Below are 15,587 nucleotides of genomic sequence, written 5' to 3' on the forward strand. Positions count from 1 at the left end.
TGTGCAGTAGTTTTTTCGAATTACGAAATAAAAGCGTCGATTTCAGGACCAAACTCTTTTCTTAAACGATTCCATTCTACCATAGGCAGTCGAGTAGCAAGTAACCAATGACCCTGTTCATCAAAGTCTTCTTGATGCACGGCATTTAAATTGAACAACGCAGCACGTAAACGACCATATTGCGGAGCTAATTTAAGCGTATGAACAAACATTTTCTTTGCTAACAGCTCGCTGATAGCTTCAGACAATAGTTCACACCCTGCGCCACTGTGTGCCGACAACCATACTCTAATAGGCATGCCTTCATCATCACGGTCAATACGTGGTTCAATATCTTCAAGCGCATCAATTTTGTTGTAAACCAACAATTGCGGCACTTCATCAGCTTCTATTTCTTTAAGAACCGATTGTACCTGTTCAATATTCTCTTTACGACGATGATCCGCAACATCGACCACATGAAGTTGTAAATCAGCTTCACGAGTTTCGGTTAGCGTCGCTTTAAATGCGGCAACTAAGTCATGGGGTAAATGGCGGATAAAGCCAACGGTATCGGCTAAAATTATCGAACCAACATCTTCTATTTCGAGTTTGCGTAAAGTTGGATCAAGCGTCGCGAACAGTTGATCAGCAGCATACACATTAGAGTTAGTAATGCGATTAAATAGCGTCGACTTACCCGCATTGGTATACCCTACCAACGACACCGTAGGAATTTCATTGCGGTTACGAGCACGTCTACCTTGCTCACGCTGCACTGCCACTTTCTCTAAACGCGCGCGAATACTTTGAATACGAACTCGCAATAAACGTCGATCTGTTTCTAGCTGAGTTTCACCAGGCCCGCGCAAACCGATCCCGCCTTTTTGGCGTTCAAGATGCGTCCAGCCTCGGATCAAACGCGTCGACATATGACGCAATTGTGCTAGCTCAACCTGCAACTTACCTTCATGGGTACGTGCACGTTGCGCAAAAATATCAAGAATAAGCGTCGTTCTATCAAGCACACGACATTGGCAAACGCGTTCTAAATTGCGTTCCTGTGACGGTCTGAGTTGATGATTAAAAATGACGACATCTGCGTTGTGGATTTTGACAATCTCAGCGATTTCTTCAGCCTTTCCGGTACCGACGAATAGTTTCGGATGTGGTGCTTGACGGCTGCCTTGCACAACCGCCAAACTGCTAACACCAGCAGAAGATACCAACATTTCCAATTCATGAAGATCTTCACGATCCCCTTCTTTTGGAAAGTCGATATGAACTAAGACTGCCTGTTCGCCGGCTTCATAACGGTCAAACAAACATTATGCTCCTAATTTAAAAATTTCCAGCTTCAGGCTCTTCACCGTCTTCGCTTCCTTGAATACCTTGGAAGTTAACAGCACGAGCAGGAACTACGGTAGAAATCGCATGTTTATACACCATTTGATTCACGGTGTTTTCTAGTAAAATAACAAATTGATCAAATGACTGGATCTTACCTTGTAGTTTGATGCCATTAACCAAAAAGATTGATACTGGAATACGCTCACGACGTAGCGCATTCAAAAATGGGTCTTGTAACGATTGGCCTTTTGCCATGTTATTTTCCTTCGTTCTAGGTGTTATTATAATTAAGTGGCTGAACTCATTTAACAAAGCTAAAAAATTTCAACTACTACTAGCTTAGCGAACTTACAACACGTTGCAAGTTTTCTTCATCACCCGTTGTTAACCACGTTACATCGGGCCAACCTCTTAGCCACGTCAATTGACGCTTAGCAAGCTGTCGTGTTGCTGCAATACCGCGAAAGACCATTTCATCGTAATCAATCTCGCCAGCAATGTAATCCCACATTTGTCTATAACCCACGCAACGAATGGAAGGTAAGTTAGGGTGTAAATCCTTACGTTGATATAGGGATGAAACTTCATTTTCAAACCCCTGCTCAAGCATTATTTTAAACCTTTGTTCAATTCGCTGGTGTAAATCGGCGCGATCATCAGGCGCAATAGCAAATTGATGAAAAGTATACGGTAAACTCGGCTGCTTACTTTTTTGTAATTCAGTCATTGTTTTACCCGTTAATCGGTAAACTTCAAGGGCGCGGTTAATGCGTTGCGAGTCATTCTCGCTCATTTTTTGTGCCGCTTGCGGATCAATTATCTCAAGCTCTTTATAAAGTGCCGGCCAGCCATGTTGCTTGGCTTGTTGCTCAAGCTCTGCTCGTACCACTGGGCATGCTTCAGGTAATGGCGATAATCCATCAATTAACGCTTTAAAGTACATCATTGTACCACCAACTAATACAGGCACTTTACCTTGTTGGTGCAATTGGTCAATCTTTTCAATTGCATCACGACGAAAATCAGCTACTGAGTAACTTTCGCTAGGGTCGATTAGATCAATTAAATGATGTGGCGCAAGCGCTAACTCATGTTGATCAGGTTTTGCCGTACCTATGTTCATATCTTTATACACTAAGGCTGAATCGACGCTGATTATTTCAGTTTTTAAATGTTGGCATAAGGCGATTGCTAATGCAGTTTTGCCTGCAGCGGTTGGGCCCATTAAAAAAATGACCGGTAAATTACTCAACTCAATAACCTTAATCTAACTGTGCTAAAAAATAACTTAAATCTATTTTAACTGCTTTTGCAGATAAACGCTGGATTGTTTGCGGATTATTTTGCATTCGCGTAACCGCCAAGGCAAAAGCTTGGCTGGCAAAAAAGCGCTCGGGCACTTGGCTAAGCTGCCAGTTTAGCCATTGCTCCACACTATTAAGCTCAGCCTTAGTGGCTTTTAATAGCGCATCTACGGCTTGGCTCACATCAAGCAGATACAAACTCTGTGGCAACTTTTTAACCATCACAAATTGCTTTTCAATCAATAACTCAAAGCCCAGCAAGGTAAACCATGATTGTTGCTGTGTTAAGCTTTGGCTGTCTTCTTTACTGATATTAACTCGCACAGGCAATAGTAAGGCTTTTCCTTCTAAGCTGCCTTGCTCAGCAATAAGCTCAAGCCAATCATTCACTAATAAATATTTAAAGTGTGAGCAATATAATTGCTGTTGCAGACTAAATACACAACCGCCATCACTTTGTACCAGCAACGGCTGCGCACTTTGCGTCTGTAACAATGGTGCTACTTCTTGAGTAACGCCAATAGGTTGATCAAAATGGCTGGCGTGTTGCTCATTGACCCCTTGATAAAACGCACTCACATCTTGATGATTTGTCCGGCTCGCTTGCTTACTTCGCTCGCTTGAACCTGTATATCCACCACCACTAGGTGCTAAATTAGCACCGTAGCGAGCTTGCTCCGCTGGTTGTAAGTGCGACTTAGGATAATCAAACAAACTGCCTGCTGTATTGCTGGAGTGAGCGGGTGTTGCTGTATGCGCTGCTTTAGCATCGCTGTGTTGCGAATCAACATGCTTAGTAACACCAGCAAACTCATCTTGAAGCGGCACCACGACTTGTTTAATTGCCTGCAAAATAAAGTCATGCACTAAGCGACCTTGATGAAAACGCACTTCGTGTTTCGCAGGATGCACGTTTACATCCACTTGACGCGGATCAATGTCGATATAAATAACAAAGCCCGGTAGCTCTTCTTGGCCTGCGACTTCTTCGAACGCTTGGCGAATGGCATGAGAAATAAGCTTATCGCGCATCATACGATTATTTACATAGGTATATTGCGTAGTATTACTCGATCCAACCGGTAGCACCCAACCATGTAGCTGCAAGCCTGTATCGCCTGACTCAATATATAACCCCTGCTCAGCAAAGGCTTTACCTGCAACCTGAGCGACCCGAGCAATAGCCTGTGCAGGGTCGGTTTTAGCACGATATTGACGCACAACTTTATCGTTATGGGTGAGGGTAATTGACACATCAAAACGGCTCAGGGCAATACGCTTTATTAACTCATCGATGTGAGTAAACTCGGTTTTTTCGGTGCGTAAAAATTTACGTCTAGCGGGCGTATTAAAAAATAAGTCTTTAACTTCAATGGTGGTCCCGTCAGGGTGAGCAGTGGGTTTAATCTGCACCGCCATATCTCGCCCCTGTGCAAATGCTTGCCAAGCCGCCTCTTGCTGTTTGGTTTTTGAGCTAAGTGTCAAACGCGATACCGAACTAATAGACGCCAATGCTTCGCCGCGAAAGCCCAAAGAACAAATATTTTCTAAATCATCAAGGGACTTTAATTTACTAGTAGCATGACGAGAAAGCGCCAACGTGAGCTCGTCTTTATCAATGCCTGAGCCGTTATCACGAATGCGAATAAGCTTATGACCGCCGCGCTCAATATCAATTTGAATACGTGTTGCGCCTGCATCTAGGCTATTTTCAACGAGTTCTTTGACCACAGATGCGGGTCTCTCAACCACTTCGCCCGCAGCAATTTGGTTAGCTAATCGCGCGGGTAATATTTCAATGCTCATACTGATCCTAACGATTTTAACTTTGCGGAATGTCTAACTCTTGACCAATAAACAAGGTATTAGATTTTAATTGATTGACTTGCTTAAGCTTACCTACTGATACCCCATAGCGACTAGCTAACAAACTTAACGACTCACCAGGGCGAACTTTATGTTTAGTGGGATATTGCGATTTTAACGACGCAAACAGCGAATCATCCGGAGGATTTTTCAGATAATAGCTTTTGATAGAAGTAAATATTGCTTTCGCTAAGCGCTCTTGGTGATTAGCACTTTTTAATAGTTTTTCTTCTCGCGGGTTTGAAATAAACCCAGTTTCGACCAAAATAGATGGAATATCTGGTGACTTTAATACCGCTAGGCTAGCCGCTTGCGGCTCTTTTTTATGTAACTTAGCGACCTTTTTAAGCTCATGAACCATGCCTTCAGCAACGCTGAAACCGGTTTTCATCGAATGATCCATCGACATATCCAACAGCGCCTGCGCCAAGTACTTTTCACTGGCCGTGTCTTTAATCACTCCAGCAGCACCACCGAGTAGCTCTGAATGTTTTTCTTTATCTTCTATCCATTTACCAATTTCTGAATTAGCACGACGAAGTGATAACACCCAAACAGAGGCGCCATTAGGTTGCGGGCTAGTAAATGCATCCGCATGAATTGAAACTAAAAAGTCAGCCTTTTTCTGCCTTGCACGGCTAGTGCGGGTATTAAGTTTGACAAAGTAATCTCCACTTCGCACCATTCGCGAAATCATCCCGCGCTCGGCATCAATCATCCGCTCTAAGCGTTTGGCAATTTGTAATGTGATATCTTTTTCATAAGTACCAGAGGGGCCAATTGACCCAGGGTCTTCGCCGCCATGGCCTGCATCAATAGCAATAATAATATCGCGTTGTTGATTAAGCTCACGCTTTTTAACCGCAGTATTACTCGTTGCAGCTACTGGCTCTGCTTGATTTTTGTCATATAAGTCGACCACTAAACGATTTTTATAAGGTCCCGTTGGCGCCAATGCAAAAATCACCGGTTTAACGGCCCCTGTAAGCTCAAAAACAAATCGTACCCCCTGGCTGCTTTTCGCTTTCGAGTAACGTAGTTTACTGACGATTTGATGCTTACTGGGAATAGTTGGTAGGTCTTTTATTTTGTCTGTATTTTCTAAATCGACCACTAAACGCAGTGGATTTTTTAGCATAAAATAACTGAAGTCGGGCTTATCCGTTAAGTCGAATACTACCCGCGTACTATCTGGCGATGGCCACACCCGTACACTATTGATAGTATTTTGTGCATAGAGATTAGCACTGATTGCTAACAGCAAAAAAGCACCCATCCACTTTATGACAACTCGACTCATCGGTATCTTCACACCCTTGTTATTTGTTGTTATTCACTATGGTTTTTGAGTTTATCCACGATACTGTGACCACGCGGGCTAATACTTTGGATCTCAATTGCTCGTGCATCGCCGACATAACGTAAAGTAATATCTAAGTCTGGTGTTGGGATAAACTCGCCGCCTTTTTCAGGCCATTCCACCACACAAATAGCTGTTGGCGAAAAATAATCTCGAATACCCATGTATTCTAATTCTTCTGGGTCGCCTAAACGATATAAATCAAAATGATAAACATTGGCCGTTGCCAACTCATAAGGCTCCACCAGCGTATAAGTTGGACTCTTAACTTTGCCTTGATGACCAAAGCCTTGGATCACACCACGTGTTAAGGTGGTTTTGCCTGCTCCCAAATAACCGTGTAAGTAAATAACTGCCCCTTGCTCCATTAGCATAGCAAGTTGATTGCCCATTTTAACCGTTGCAGCTTCATCAGCGAGTTGAAAACCAACACAGTGCGTCATTCTAACCTCATGGATAGTATTAAAAACGATAACTTGTTAATCATACCAGATTATTTTACTAAGGCGAGAATCGACACTTATAGACACAAAAAAACCGGCAAAGTTGCCGGTTTTTTTTGTAATTAGGACTATAGACCTAATTTTTTCTCAAGATAGTGGATATTAGTACCACCATTTTGGAAGTTTTCATCCGCTAAGATGCGCTTATGTAATGACGTATTAGTTTTAATACCGTCAATCACAAGCTCATTCAATGCGTTACGTGCACGGGCAATTGCTACATTACGGTTTTCACCGTAAGTAATTAATTTACCGATCATTGAATCATAGTGTGGTGGCACTGTGTAGTCAGCATAAATATGGCTGTCCCAACGAATACCTAAACCACCTGCTGGGTGGAAACGCGTAATTTTACCCGGTGACGGGATAAACGTTTCAGGATCTTCAGCATTAATACGACACTCAATTGCATGACCACGAATAACGACATCGTCTTGCGTGAATGATAGTGGTTGGCCCGCTGCAATTTTTAACTGCTCTTTGATCAAATCAACACCGGTAACCATTTCTGTCACTGGATGCTCAACCTGAATACGAGTGTTCATTTCAATGAAATAGAACTCACCATTTTCGTATAAGAACTCAAATGTACCCGCACCACGATAACCGATTTCGATACATGCACGCGTACAACGCTCACCGATAAACTTACGCACTTCAGCAGTAATACCTGGTGCTGGCGCTTCTTCGACTACTTTTTGATGACGACGTTGCATAGAACAATCACGTTCACCTAAGTGAACAGCATTACCTTGCCCGTCAGCCAATACTTGAACTTCGATATGACGTGGGTTTTCAAGGAATTTTTCCATGTAAACCATGCTATTACCAAAGAACTGTTTTGCTTCTTGTTGCGTTAAAGCGATTGAGTCAATTAACTCAGCTTCACTGCGAACAACCCGCATACCACGACCACCACCGCCACCAGCGGCTTTGATGATCACTGGGTAACCGATACGTTTAGCGATTTGCATGTTGCGGTCTTTATCATCCGATACCGGACCATCTGAACCTGGTACACATGGTACGCCAGCTTTACGCATTGCTTCGATTGCAGATACTTTATCGCCCATTAGACGAATCGTGTCGCCGCGCGGACCAATAAACACAAAACCACTTTGTTCAACTTGATCAGCAAAATCAGCGTTTTCTGCAAGGAAACCATAACCCGGGTGGATAGCAACTGCATCGGTTACTTCAGCTGCCGCAATAATGCGCGGAATGTCTAAGTAACTTTCAGTGGCAGAAGGTCTACCAATACATATTGTTTCATCTGCAAGCAATACATGCTTAAGATCGCGATCCGCCGTTGAATGCACAGCAACCGTTTTGATCCCAAGCTCTTTGCAGGCGCGCAATATACGAAGTGCAATTTCACCTCGGTTTGCAATGACTACTTTATCTAACATTAGAGTTGGCCTTTTAGGTTGCGCTATTATTCAATGATGAATAAAGGTTGATCAAATTCTACTGGCTCGCCATTTTCAACTAAAATCGCTTTCACGGTGCCCGCTTTATCTGACTCAATTTGGTTCATCATTTTCATCGCTTCGATGATACAAAGCGTATCACCTACTTTAACTTGTGAACCCACTTCTACATATGAAGGCGCTTCAGGAGAAGCTGCTGTATAGAAAGAACCAACCATTGGCGATAATACTTGATGGCCAGTAGGACCGGCAGGTGCTGCCGCTTCTGCGCTTGCAACAGGTGCAGCTACAGGGGCTGGAGCTGGTGCTGGTGCGTACTGTGGTGCATAATGCGGAGCGTAAGCAGGACCTGCACTCATATTATTACGATTGATACGTACTGATTCTTCACCTTCGGTGATTTCTAATTCAGCAATACCTGATTCTTCTACTAGTTCAATTAGTTTTTTGATCTTGCGAATATCCATGAACGACCCGCCTGTTAGTTTGTTAGTTTAAAATTAATTCGAGTTTTGCAACCGATTGACCGCAGCTTCAAGTGCTGCGCGATAACCCATTGCGCCTAATCCACATATCACGCCCTGCGCCACATCAGAAAAATATGAATGATGACGAAACGCTTCCCGCGTGTGCACATTAGTTAAGTGCACTTCAAAAAACGGGATATCAACAGCCAGTAACGCATCACGTAAAGCCACGCTTGTATGCGTAAATGCCGCTGGGTTGATAATAATGTAATCAATGACCTGCCATGCACTATGTATGTGCTCAATTAAAGCTTGCTCACTATTACTTTGAAAATGCGTTAGCTCAACATCTAGACCATGCGCAAACTCAGTTAGTTCGCTCATAATCTCACTCAGTGTTTGTAAACCGTATTTTTCTGGTTCACGCTTACCCAGCATGTTTAAGTTAGGGCCATTTATAACTAAAAGTTTAAATTTTGCAGCCATAATACGCGATAATCCTATAAATAATGAGTTAAGCCATTTTGATTAGAAATTCCCGCAAAATGTAGAGGGGAAAAACTAAAATAGCAAGTATTTCTCACGTTAACCACCTATTATAGCCAGTTCGATGTAAATAGCAGCAAAATACTGGTCTAATCACTAGTAGCCACCACAAAAACAAAAACGCCACTCATATAAAGTGGCGTTTAAAATAGCGGTGCGAAAAACGTTTATTTAGCGCTATTTCTCACTTTAGCTAAATGCTCAGCAAAGTCCTTGGCATTTAAAAAGCCCGTCACACGCTGTGCTGCAAGCTCTTCACCTTGTGTATCAAAAAACAAAATACTGGGTAAACCAAATACCGAAAACTCTTCCATTACAGCAATTGTTTTATCATCACTTTCGGTCAAATCAATTTTTAACAACTCAAAGTTTGCAAACTCACCTTGTACTTTAGCGTCAGGAAAAGTGTATTTCTCGAACTCTTTACACGCAACACACCAATCTGCATATAAATCGACCATCACTAAACGACCACCACTGTTTGCATCATTTATTGCTTGTTTGAGCTCAGCTAAATCAGCAACTAATTTAAAGCCGCGCTCTTGTTGCTCGCCATTTGCGGCACTAACAACTTGCGCTGTGGGCCATATATAGTTTTTAGTTAAGCTCACACCGCTAACAACTAATAACGTTGCAACAAACCACAATGCAGTTTTTAACTTACCTTGTGTTTGAGCGCTCTGCCAATGATGTAAATACAAGGCCGTTGCTAATGCTAATAAGCCCGCCATAAGTAATATGATGTCTGCATCGACAATACGTTCAAGCAAGATCAATGGCACTACCAGCATGATAAAACCAAACAGGGTTTTAACTTGTTCCATCCAGCCGCCTGCTTTTGGCAATAATTTACCGCCGGAGGTGCCTAATAACAGCAGCGGAATACCCATCCCTAAACTCAGCACATACAAAGTTAAGCCGCCAACTAAATAATCGCCGCTTTGCGCAACAAACAATAGCGCAGCTGATAACGGTGCAGTGGTACAAGGTGACGCAATTAAGCCCGATAAAACCCCCATTAAAAACACGCCAATGTAGTTGCCACCTTTTTGATTATTACTTACTTGTGTGAGCTTATTCATCATGCCGCTAGGGAGCTTTATTTCGTACCAACCAAACATCGACATAGCGAGTAAAACGAATAATAAACTGAAACTAATCAATACATATGGGTGCTGCAAATAACCTTGCACTTGACCACCAAGTGATGCAACCACAAGGCCCAGCGCCGCATACGTAACGGCCATACCCTGCACATAAACAAAAGAAAGCGCAAAAGCTTTTTTAGTGGAAAGATTTTTTTGTCCTGCAATTAGGCTCGACAAAATAGGAAACATCGGAAATACACATGGCGTAAATGCCAAGCCAATACCGACCAAAAAGAAAATCGCTAAGTTCGCTAACAAACCTTGCGAGGCCAGTTTTTCAGTAAAGTTTAATTCTTTTTCTAAGTCATCTTCTTGCGTTACAACATCTTCTGTAGCAGCCGCTGATTCAGCGCTAAGCGCAGCTAATGCATTGCCTGCGGTTGCATTATCAGTTGCAGGGGTTTCACCGGCAATCATACTCAATGGAATGGTGATGATCTCTGGCGGGTAACATAGCCCTGCTTCAGCACAGCCTTGATAACGTACTTTAATTAAGCCATCTTCAGCTATATTACTTAGCTTGCTGATCACACTCAGTGAATCAAAAAACACTGCTGTTTTGCCAAAAAACTCATCTTCAATGATCACGCCTTTACCAAGATCGGGCACTTCAATATCAGCACCTTTACCAATGATTTCTAGCTTCTTTTTATATAGGTAATATCCCGGCGCAATATCCCAACCAATAAAAAGTGTGCTGCCCTGCTGATCAAAATCAAATGAAAATGCCTGATCAACAGGTAAAAATGTTTGCTCTGCGGGCTGCAGCAAATCACTTAATAAATTATTAGTTGCAGCCTGTGCTGGCATTAACGACAACGCACAAAGCAATAAAAGAAAACAACGCATTAATTAAGTACCTCATCCATCCAATTAAAATAGGCTAAATTGCCAGTGGCCACATCAATAACCTGTATTTCAGGAATTTCATAACTATGTAATTGCTTGATAGTTTGAATCAATTCATTCATTTTTTCTGACTTTGTTTTAATTAATAATTTACACTCGGTTGCATAAGCAACCTCTCCTTGCCACATATAAACAGATTCCACATTTGGAAGAATGTTCACACACGCAGCTAATTTAAGCTTAACTAATTGCTCAGCCATGGAGCGTGCCTCACTTACATCTGCGCAAGTGGTAAAAATAAGTCGAAAATGAGTCGTCATATTGAACCTTTGATTGATTGCTCTGCCCAATGCCATAGTAGCTGATAGCTAAGGCAAAGTGTAGTTAACCTAAACTGCGGATAATAAATCGCTTAATCAGAGTTCAGGCTATTTAGCCAACACAGCTTTACCACTAGCCTTGAAAAAAGACCTGATAACCCATATTTATATTTCATTAACTCAACTGAGTGATCACTATTTAGAGAGCCTTATGTTTAGATTTTTGTTTTTATTATTTATTCTCGTGCCAATTATTGAAATTGCGTTGTTAATTCAAGTAGCTGATGTAATTGGTGGATTCGCCACTATTGCACTGGTTATTGTAACCGCAATATTCGGCGCAAAATTAGTTAGAACACAAGGTATGGGCGCACTGCAAAATGTGCAAACACAAATGGCACAAGGGCAAATGCCAGCCAAAGAATTATTTACCGGTTTATGTGTGATTATCGCCGGCATATTATTGCTAACTCCAGGCATTATGACCGACGTATTCGGTTTTTTATTATTGACCCCGGCCATTCGCAATAAACTAGCTGCAGGCCTTGCTAGTCAAGCAACGGTGCGTATGAGTACAGGCATGCAACAAGGTCCAACAGCATTTAATCAGCACACCCATGCAGAGCCAGAACCTCGCAAAATGAGTGAGCCGACCACTATTGATGGTGAGTACGAGAGAAAAGATTAAAAATTTTAATTTTTATCACTTGGGTTTTGAAGCAATACCCCCATTACTGAGTACAACTAAATCAATTGCCTTGAACCACAGGGTTTAATGCAAACTGGTACATATAAAGCTTTTTTCTGTCCTGTTCAGAAACTGTTAGGAGAACTAAATAAAATGAACATTCGTCCTTTACATGATCGCGTGATCGTTGAGCGCCTAGAAGAAGAAACCAAATCTGCTGGCGGTATTGTATTAACTGGTTCTGCGGCTGAGAAATCAACCCGCGGTAAAGTTATTGCAGTGGGTAATGGCCGTACTCTAGATAACGGTGATGTGAGAGCATTAGAAGTTAAAGTCGGTGACACTGTGTTATTCGGCTCATATGTTGAAAAAGCTGAAAAGATCGAAGGTCAAGAGTACCTGATCATGCGTGAAGACAATATTTTAGGCATTGTAGGCTAAAGCTACTTTTCGTTTAACAAACATTCAGAATTCAAAGGAAATTAATCATGGCAGCAAAAGAAGTACTTTTTGCAGGTGACGCACGCGCTAAAATGCTAGCTGGCGTAAACATCTTAGCAAACGCAGTTCGTGTAACTTTAGGTCCTAAAGGCCGTAACGTAATCCTAGACAAATCATTTGGCTCTCCAGTGATCACTAAAGATGGTGTATCAGTGGCAAAAGAAATCGAACTTGAAGACAAGTTTGAAAATATGGGCGCACAAATGGTTAAAGAAGTTGCATCTAAAGCAAACGATGCAGCCGGTGACGGTACAACTACTGCAACAGTATTAGCACAGTCAATTGTAAACGAAGGCTTAAAAGCGGTTGCTGCGGGCATGAACCCAATGGACCTTAAGCGCGGTATTGATAAAGCAATCATCGCAGCTGTTGCTGAGCTAAAAGAACTTTCAGTACCATGTGCCGATGCAAAAGCAATCGCTCAAGTGGGTACTATTTCAGCTAACTCTGATAAAGAAATTGGCGACATCATTGCAGAAGCAATGGAAAAAGTAGGCCGCAATTCAGGTGTAATCACTGTTGAAGAAGGTCAATCACTTGAAAACGAACTAGATGTTGTTGAAGGCATGCAGTTTGACCGTGGTTACTTATCTCCGTATTTCATCAACAACGCAGAAAAAGGCGCTGTTGAATTAGATAACCCATTTATTCTACTTGTAGATAAAAAAATCTCTAATATTCGTGAGTTGCTACCTACATTAGAAGCCGTTGCTAAAGCAAGCAAACCATTACTTATCATTGCTGAAGACCTTGAAGGCGAAGCACTAGCTACTCTAGTTGTTAACAACATGCGCGGTATCGTTAAAGTATCAGCAGTTAAAGCACCTGGTTTTGGCGACCGTCGTAAAGCAATGCTACAAGATATCGCAGTATTAACTGGCGGTACGGTTATCTCTGAAGAAATCGGCCTGGAACTTGAAAAAGCGACAGTTGAAGATTTAGGTACTGCAAAGCGCGTAGTTATCACTAAAGATGATACAACTATCATCGATGGTGCAGGCGAAGAAGCTGGCATCAACGGTCGCGTTGCGCAAATCAAAGCACAAATCGAAGAAGCAACATCAGACTACGATAAAGAGAAACTACAAGAGCGCATGGCTAAACTTGCCGGCGGTGTTGCGGTAATCAAAGTAGGTGCTGCTACTGAAATCGAAATGAAAGAGAAAAAAGACCGCGTTGAAGATGCACTTCATGCAACTCGCGCTGCGGTTGAAGAAGGCGTAGTGCCTGGTGGTGGTGTTGCACTAGTACGTGCAGCAAGCAAACTTGTTGATTTAGTTGGTGACAACGAAGATCAAAGCCACGGTATTAAAGTAGCACTACGTGCTATGGAAGCACCACTTCGTCAAATCGTTACCAACGCAGGTGACGAAGCGTCTGTTGTTATTAACGCAGTTAAAGGCGGCACGGGTAACTTCGGTTACAACGCAGCAACTGGCGAATACAACGACATGATTGAAATGGGTATCCTAGATCCAACAAAAGTAACGCGCTCTGCACTACAATTTGCAGGCTCGATTGCTGGCCTTATGATCACCACTGAAGCAATGGTAGCTGAAATCCCAAAGGATGAAGCTGGCGGCGCTGATATGGGAGGCATGGGCGGCATGGGTGGTATGGGCGGCATGATGTAATTCATCTCCTAACCATCTAGCTAAAATAAAAACCCAGCTTCGGCTGGGTTTTTAGCTTTAAGAGCAACGATAAAGTAGCAAATAAAATGACTCCAGCGTATTGCAGTGCTTTTTAACTGTATGCCAAAACCATACTCAGAGTTAATTTTATTTATAAGCCATAATTAAGGATATTAAGATGAATAAAAAGCCTGAACTGATCATCTCGTCACTCGATGCTGATAGATTGTATGATTTAATGGAATCATTACCAGCAGGAAGCTTTGCTGGCGAAAAAGAACTTGAAGCTGAACTTGGCCGCGCAACAATCGTTGAGCCAAAAGATATGCCTTCGACGGTAGTTACTATGAACTCAACGGTAAACTTTATTGTTGAATCAACTAAAGAAGAATTCACTAAGACCTTAGTGTATCCAAAAAATGCTGATGCAAGTGCTGATAAAATATCAATTTTAGCCCCTGTAGGTAGCGCCTTACTTGGTCTATCGCAAGGTGATGAAATTGAATGGCCAAAACCAAGTGGCGGTCTCATAAAAGTAAAAATAAAAGCAATCACTTATCAGCCAGAACGAGCCGGTGAGTTACATCGATAATATTTATGTTATTAAAAACCCAGTGAAAGCTGGGTTTTGTTTTTAAAGATAATAAGTTTCAAACCTAGCGCCAGCCACTGGTAAGGCCAGATTTATCGGGAAAAGCTTTCTGACTGAAGTCAGACGTACGGATAAATCTAGCACCGCACTTAACGTACCAGTCTTTTGTCCTCGGGTTATATTTTCTTATATGCTAAAAAGCATCTTTAAGCACTGCATTATTTCAAGGTAGGACAATGACAAACATAAAACAGCATATAGGTAGCATGGCATTAGTTGTAGGGAATTATGATGATGCGATTGCATTTTACACTCAAAAACTGGGGTTTGATTTAATCGAAGATACTGATCAGGGTAATGGCAAACGCTGGGTATTAGTATCACCACCGAACTCTAATGGCACTAATTTATTACTCGCACAAGCAAGTACTCAACAGCAGTTAGAGGCTGTGGGCAACCAAACTGGCGGCCGAGTGTTTTTATTTTTACATACCAATGACTTTTGGCGAGATTATGAATTAATGCAAAAAAATGGCGTTAACTTTAATGAACAGCCCCGCGTAGAAGAATACGGCACCGTTGTGGTATTTGAAGATTTGTATGGTAATAAATGGGACTTACTACAATTAAATTAAAAGCAGTCAGTGAGAGGTCACTAATCGCAATAAATCATAACCTACTGGCTTAATATGGAACCTCTGGTTGACTTGATATTGTTCAATTAACCCTCATTAACTAACTATTAGTAACCATATTAAAAACAAATGGATTTATTAGATAAGGTTAGTCTTGGAACATTACTACTGCATTGGCTTGTAGTGAGCATATTATTGCTGATTGTGTTTTGGGCCATGATGAAAATTGTCGCTTGGGGTAAAACCATGTCACGAGGGGCTTTTTTATTTTTGTCGTTCTTTCCGCTTATTTCGTTATTCCCTATTCCCCCCCCGCAATTTGAGAATGTACAAAAAGCCAAACAAGAGCAACGTAAACGCAAAGAAGACTCCGGCGATCCACCAGAAGAGGACGAAGGTGAAGCATCGCGCTGAG

Annotated in this window: 17 protein-coding genes; 6 read left to right on the plus strand and 11 right to left on the minus strand. The window is 42.0% G+C overall.

Features of this window, described 5'->3' with window-relative positions; translation table 11 throughout:
- Positions 1-20: 20 nt before the first annotated feature.
- The 11 genes from hflX to cutA all read right to left on the minus strand — a co-directional run bounded on the left by hflX (position 21) and on the right by cutA (position 11,122).
- Positions 21-1,304: a ribosome rescue GTPase HflX gene (gene hflX, locus H5203_RS16180; RefSeq protein ID WP_149980498.1), complete on the minus strand. Its 1,284-nt coding sequence runs from the start codon at positions 1,302-1,304 to the stop codon at positions 21-23.
- Positions 1,305-1,320: 16 nt separating this feature from the next.
- Positions 1,321-1,584, minus strand: a complete 264-nt coding sequence (gene hfq, locus H5203_RS16185) for an RNA chaperone Hfq (protein WP_064668197.1) — start codon at positions 1,582-1,584, stop codon at positions 1,321-1,323.
- A gap of 79 nt (positions 1,585-1,663) precedes the next feature.
- Positions 1,664-2,581: a tRNA (adenosine(37)-N6)-dimethylallyltransferase MiaA gene (gene miaA / locus H5203_RS16190; RefSeq protein ID WP_145238098.1), complete on the minus strand. Its 918-nt coding sequence runs from the start codon at positions 2,579-2,581 to the stop codon at positions 1,664-1,666.
- 10 nt (positions 2,582-2,591) lie between these two features.
- Positions 2,592-4,439 carry a DNA mismatch repair endonuclease MutL gene (gene mutL / locus H5203_RS16195; RefSeq protein WP_145238095.1) on the minus strand — a complete coding sequence of 616 codons (1,848 nt, stop codon included), beginning with the start codon at positions 4,437-4,439 and terminating at the stop codon, positions 2,592-2,594.
- A gap of 16 nt (positions 4,440-4,455) precedes the next feature.
- Complete coding sequence (locus H5203_RS16200) at positions 4,456-5,799, minus strand: N-acetylmuramoyl-L-alanine amidase (protein WP_145238092.1); 1,344 nt, start codon at positions 5,797-5,799, stop codon at positions 4,456-4,458.
- A gap of 29 nt (positions 5,800-5,828) precedes the next feature.
- Positions 5,829-6,302: a tRNA (adenosine(37)-N6)-threonylcarbamoyltransferase complex ATPase subunit type 1 TsaE gene (gene tsaE, locus H5203_RS16205; protein ID WP_182819973.1), complete on the minus strand. Its 474-nt coding sequence runs from the start codon at positions 6,300-6,302 to the stop codon at positions 5,829-5,831.
- Between the two features lie 128 nt (positions 6,303-6,430).
- On the minus strand, positions 6,431-7,771 hold the full coding sequence (gene accC, locus H5203_RS16210; RefSeq protein WP_145238085.1) for an acetyl-CoA carboxylase biotin carboxylase subunit: 1,341 nt from the start codon (positions 7,769-7,771) through the stop codon (positions 6,431-6,433).
- A 26-nt stretch (positions 7,772-7,797) separates the two neighbouring features.
- On the minus strand, positions 7,798-8,259 hold the full coding sequence (gene accB, locus H5203_RS16215; RefSeq protein WP_145238082.1) for an acetyl-CoA carboxylase biotin carboxyl carrier protein: 462 nt from the start codon (positions 8,257-8,259) through the stop codon (positions 7,798-7,800).
- 33 nt (positions 8,260-8,292) lie between these two features.
- Positions 8,293-8,745 (minus strand): type II 3-dehydroquinate dehydratase, encoded by a 453-nt coding sequence (gene aroQ, locus H5203_RS16220; protein WP_145238079.1) that lies wholly within the window; start codon positions 8,743-8,745, stop codon positions 8,293-8,295.
- A 227-nt stretch (positions 8,746-8,972) separates the two neighbouring features.
- Positions 8,973-10,802 (minus strand): protein-disulfide reductase DsbD, encoded by a 1,830-nt coding sequence (locus tag H5203_RS16225; RefSeq protein WP_145238076.1) that lies wholly within the window; start codon positions 10,800-10,802, stop codon positions 8,973-8,975.
- On the minus strand, positions 10,802-11,122 hold the full coding sequence (gene cutA / locus H5203_RS16230; protein ID WP_145238073.1) for a divalent-cation tolerance protein CutA: 321 nt from the start codon (positions 11,120-11,122) through the stop codon (positions 10,802-10,804). The genes H5203_RS16225 and cutA overlap by 1 nt, the downstream gene beginning before the upstream one ends.
- Positions 11,123-11,333: 211 nt before the next feature.
- Between cutA and H5203_RS16235 the strand changes: the two genes are divergently transcribed.
- The 6 genes from H5203_RS16235 to H5203_RS16260 all read left to right on the plus strand — a co-directional run bounded on the left by H5203_RS16235 (position 11,334) and on the right by H5203_RS16260 (position 15,586).
- Positions 11,334-11,810: an FxsA family protein gene (locus tag H5203_RS16235; RefSeq protein ID WP_145238069.1), complete on the plus strand. Its 477-nt coding sequence runs from the start codon at positions 11,334-11,336 to the stop codon at positions 11,808-11,810.
- Positions 11,811-11,963: 153 nt separating this feature from the next.
- A complete protein-coding gene (locus tag H5203_RS16240; protein ID WP_145238066.1) occupies positions 11,964-12,251 on the plus strand; it encodes a co-chaperone GroES in 288 nt (95 codons plus the stop codon).
- A 47-nt stretch (positions 12,252-12,298) separates the two neighbouring features.
- A complete protein-coding gene (groL, locus tag H5203_RS16245) occupies positions 12,299-13,945 on the plus strand; it encodes a chaperonin GroEL (protein ID WP_145238063.1) in 1,647 nt (548 codons plus the stop codon).
- A gap of 178 nt (positions 13,946-14,123) precedes the next feature.
- On the plus strand, positions 14,124-14,537 hold the full coding sequence (gene rnk / locus H5203_RS16250) for a nucleoside diphosphate kinase regulator (protein WP_182819974.1): 414 nt from the start codon (positions 14,124-14,126) through the stop codon (positions 14,535-14,537).
- Between the two features lie 236 nt (positions 14,538-14,773).
- On the plus strand, positions 14,774-15,172 hold the full coding sequence (locus tag H5203_RS16255) for a VOC family protein (RefSeq protein ID WP_149980488.1): 399 nt from the start codon (positions 14,774-14,776) through the stop codon (positions 15,170-15,172).
- 129 nt (positions 15,173-15,301) lie between these two features.
- Positions 15,302-15,586, plus strand: a complete 285-nt coding sequence (locus H5203_RS16260) for a hypothetical protein (RefSeq protein ID WP_145238054.1) — start codon at positions 15,302-15,304, stop codon at positions 15,584-15,586.
- The last annotated feature ends 1 nt before the right edge of the window (position 15,587 follow it).

The organism is Pseudoalteromonas sp. SG41-1 (assembly GCF_014164575.1).
Lineage (GTDB): Bacteria > Pseudomonadota > Gammaproteobacteria > Enterobacterales > Alteromonadaceae > Pseudoalteromonas > Pseudoalteromonas rhizosphaerae.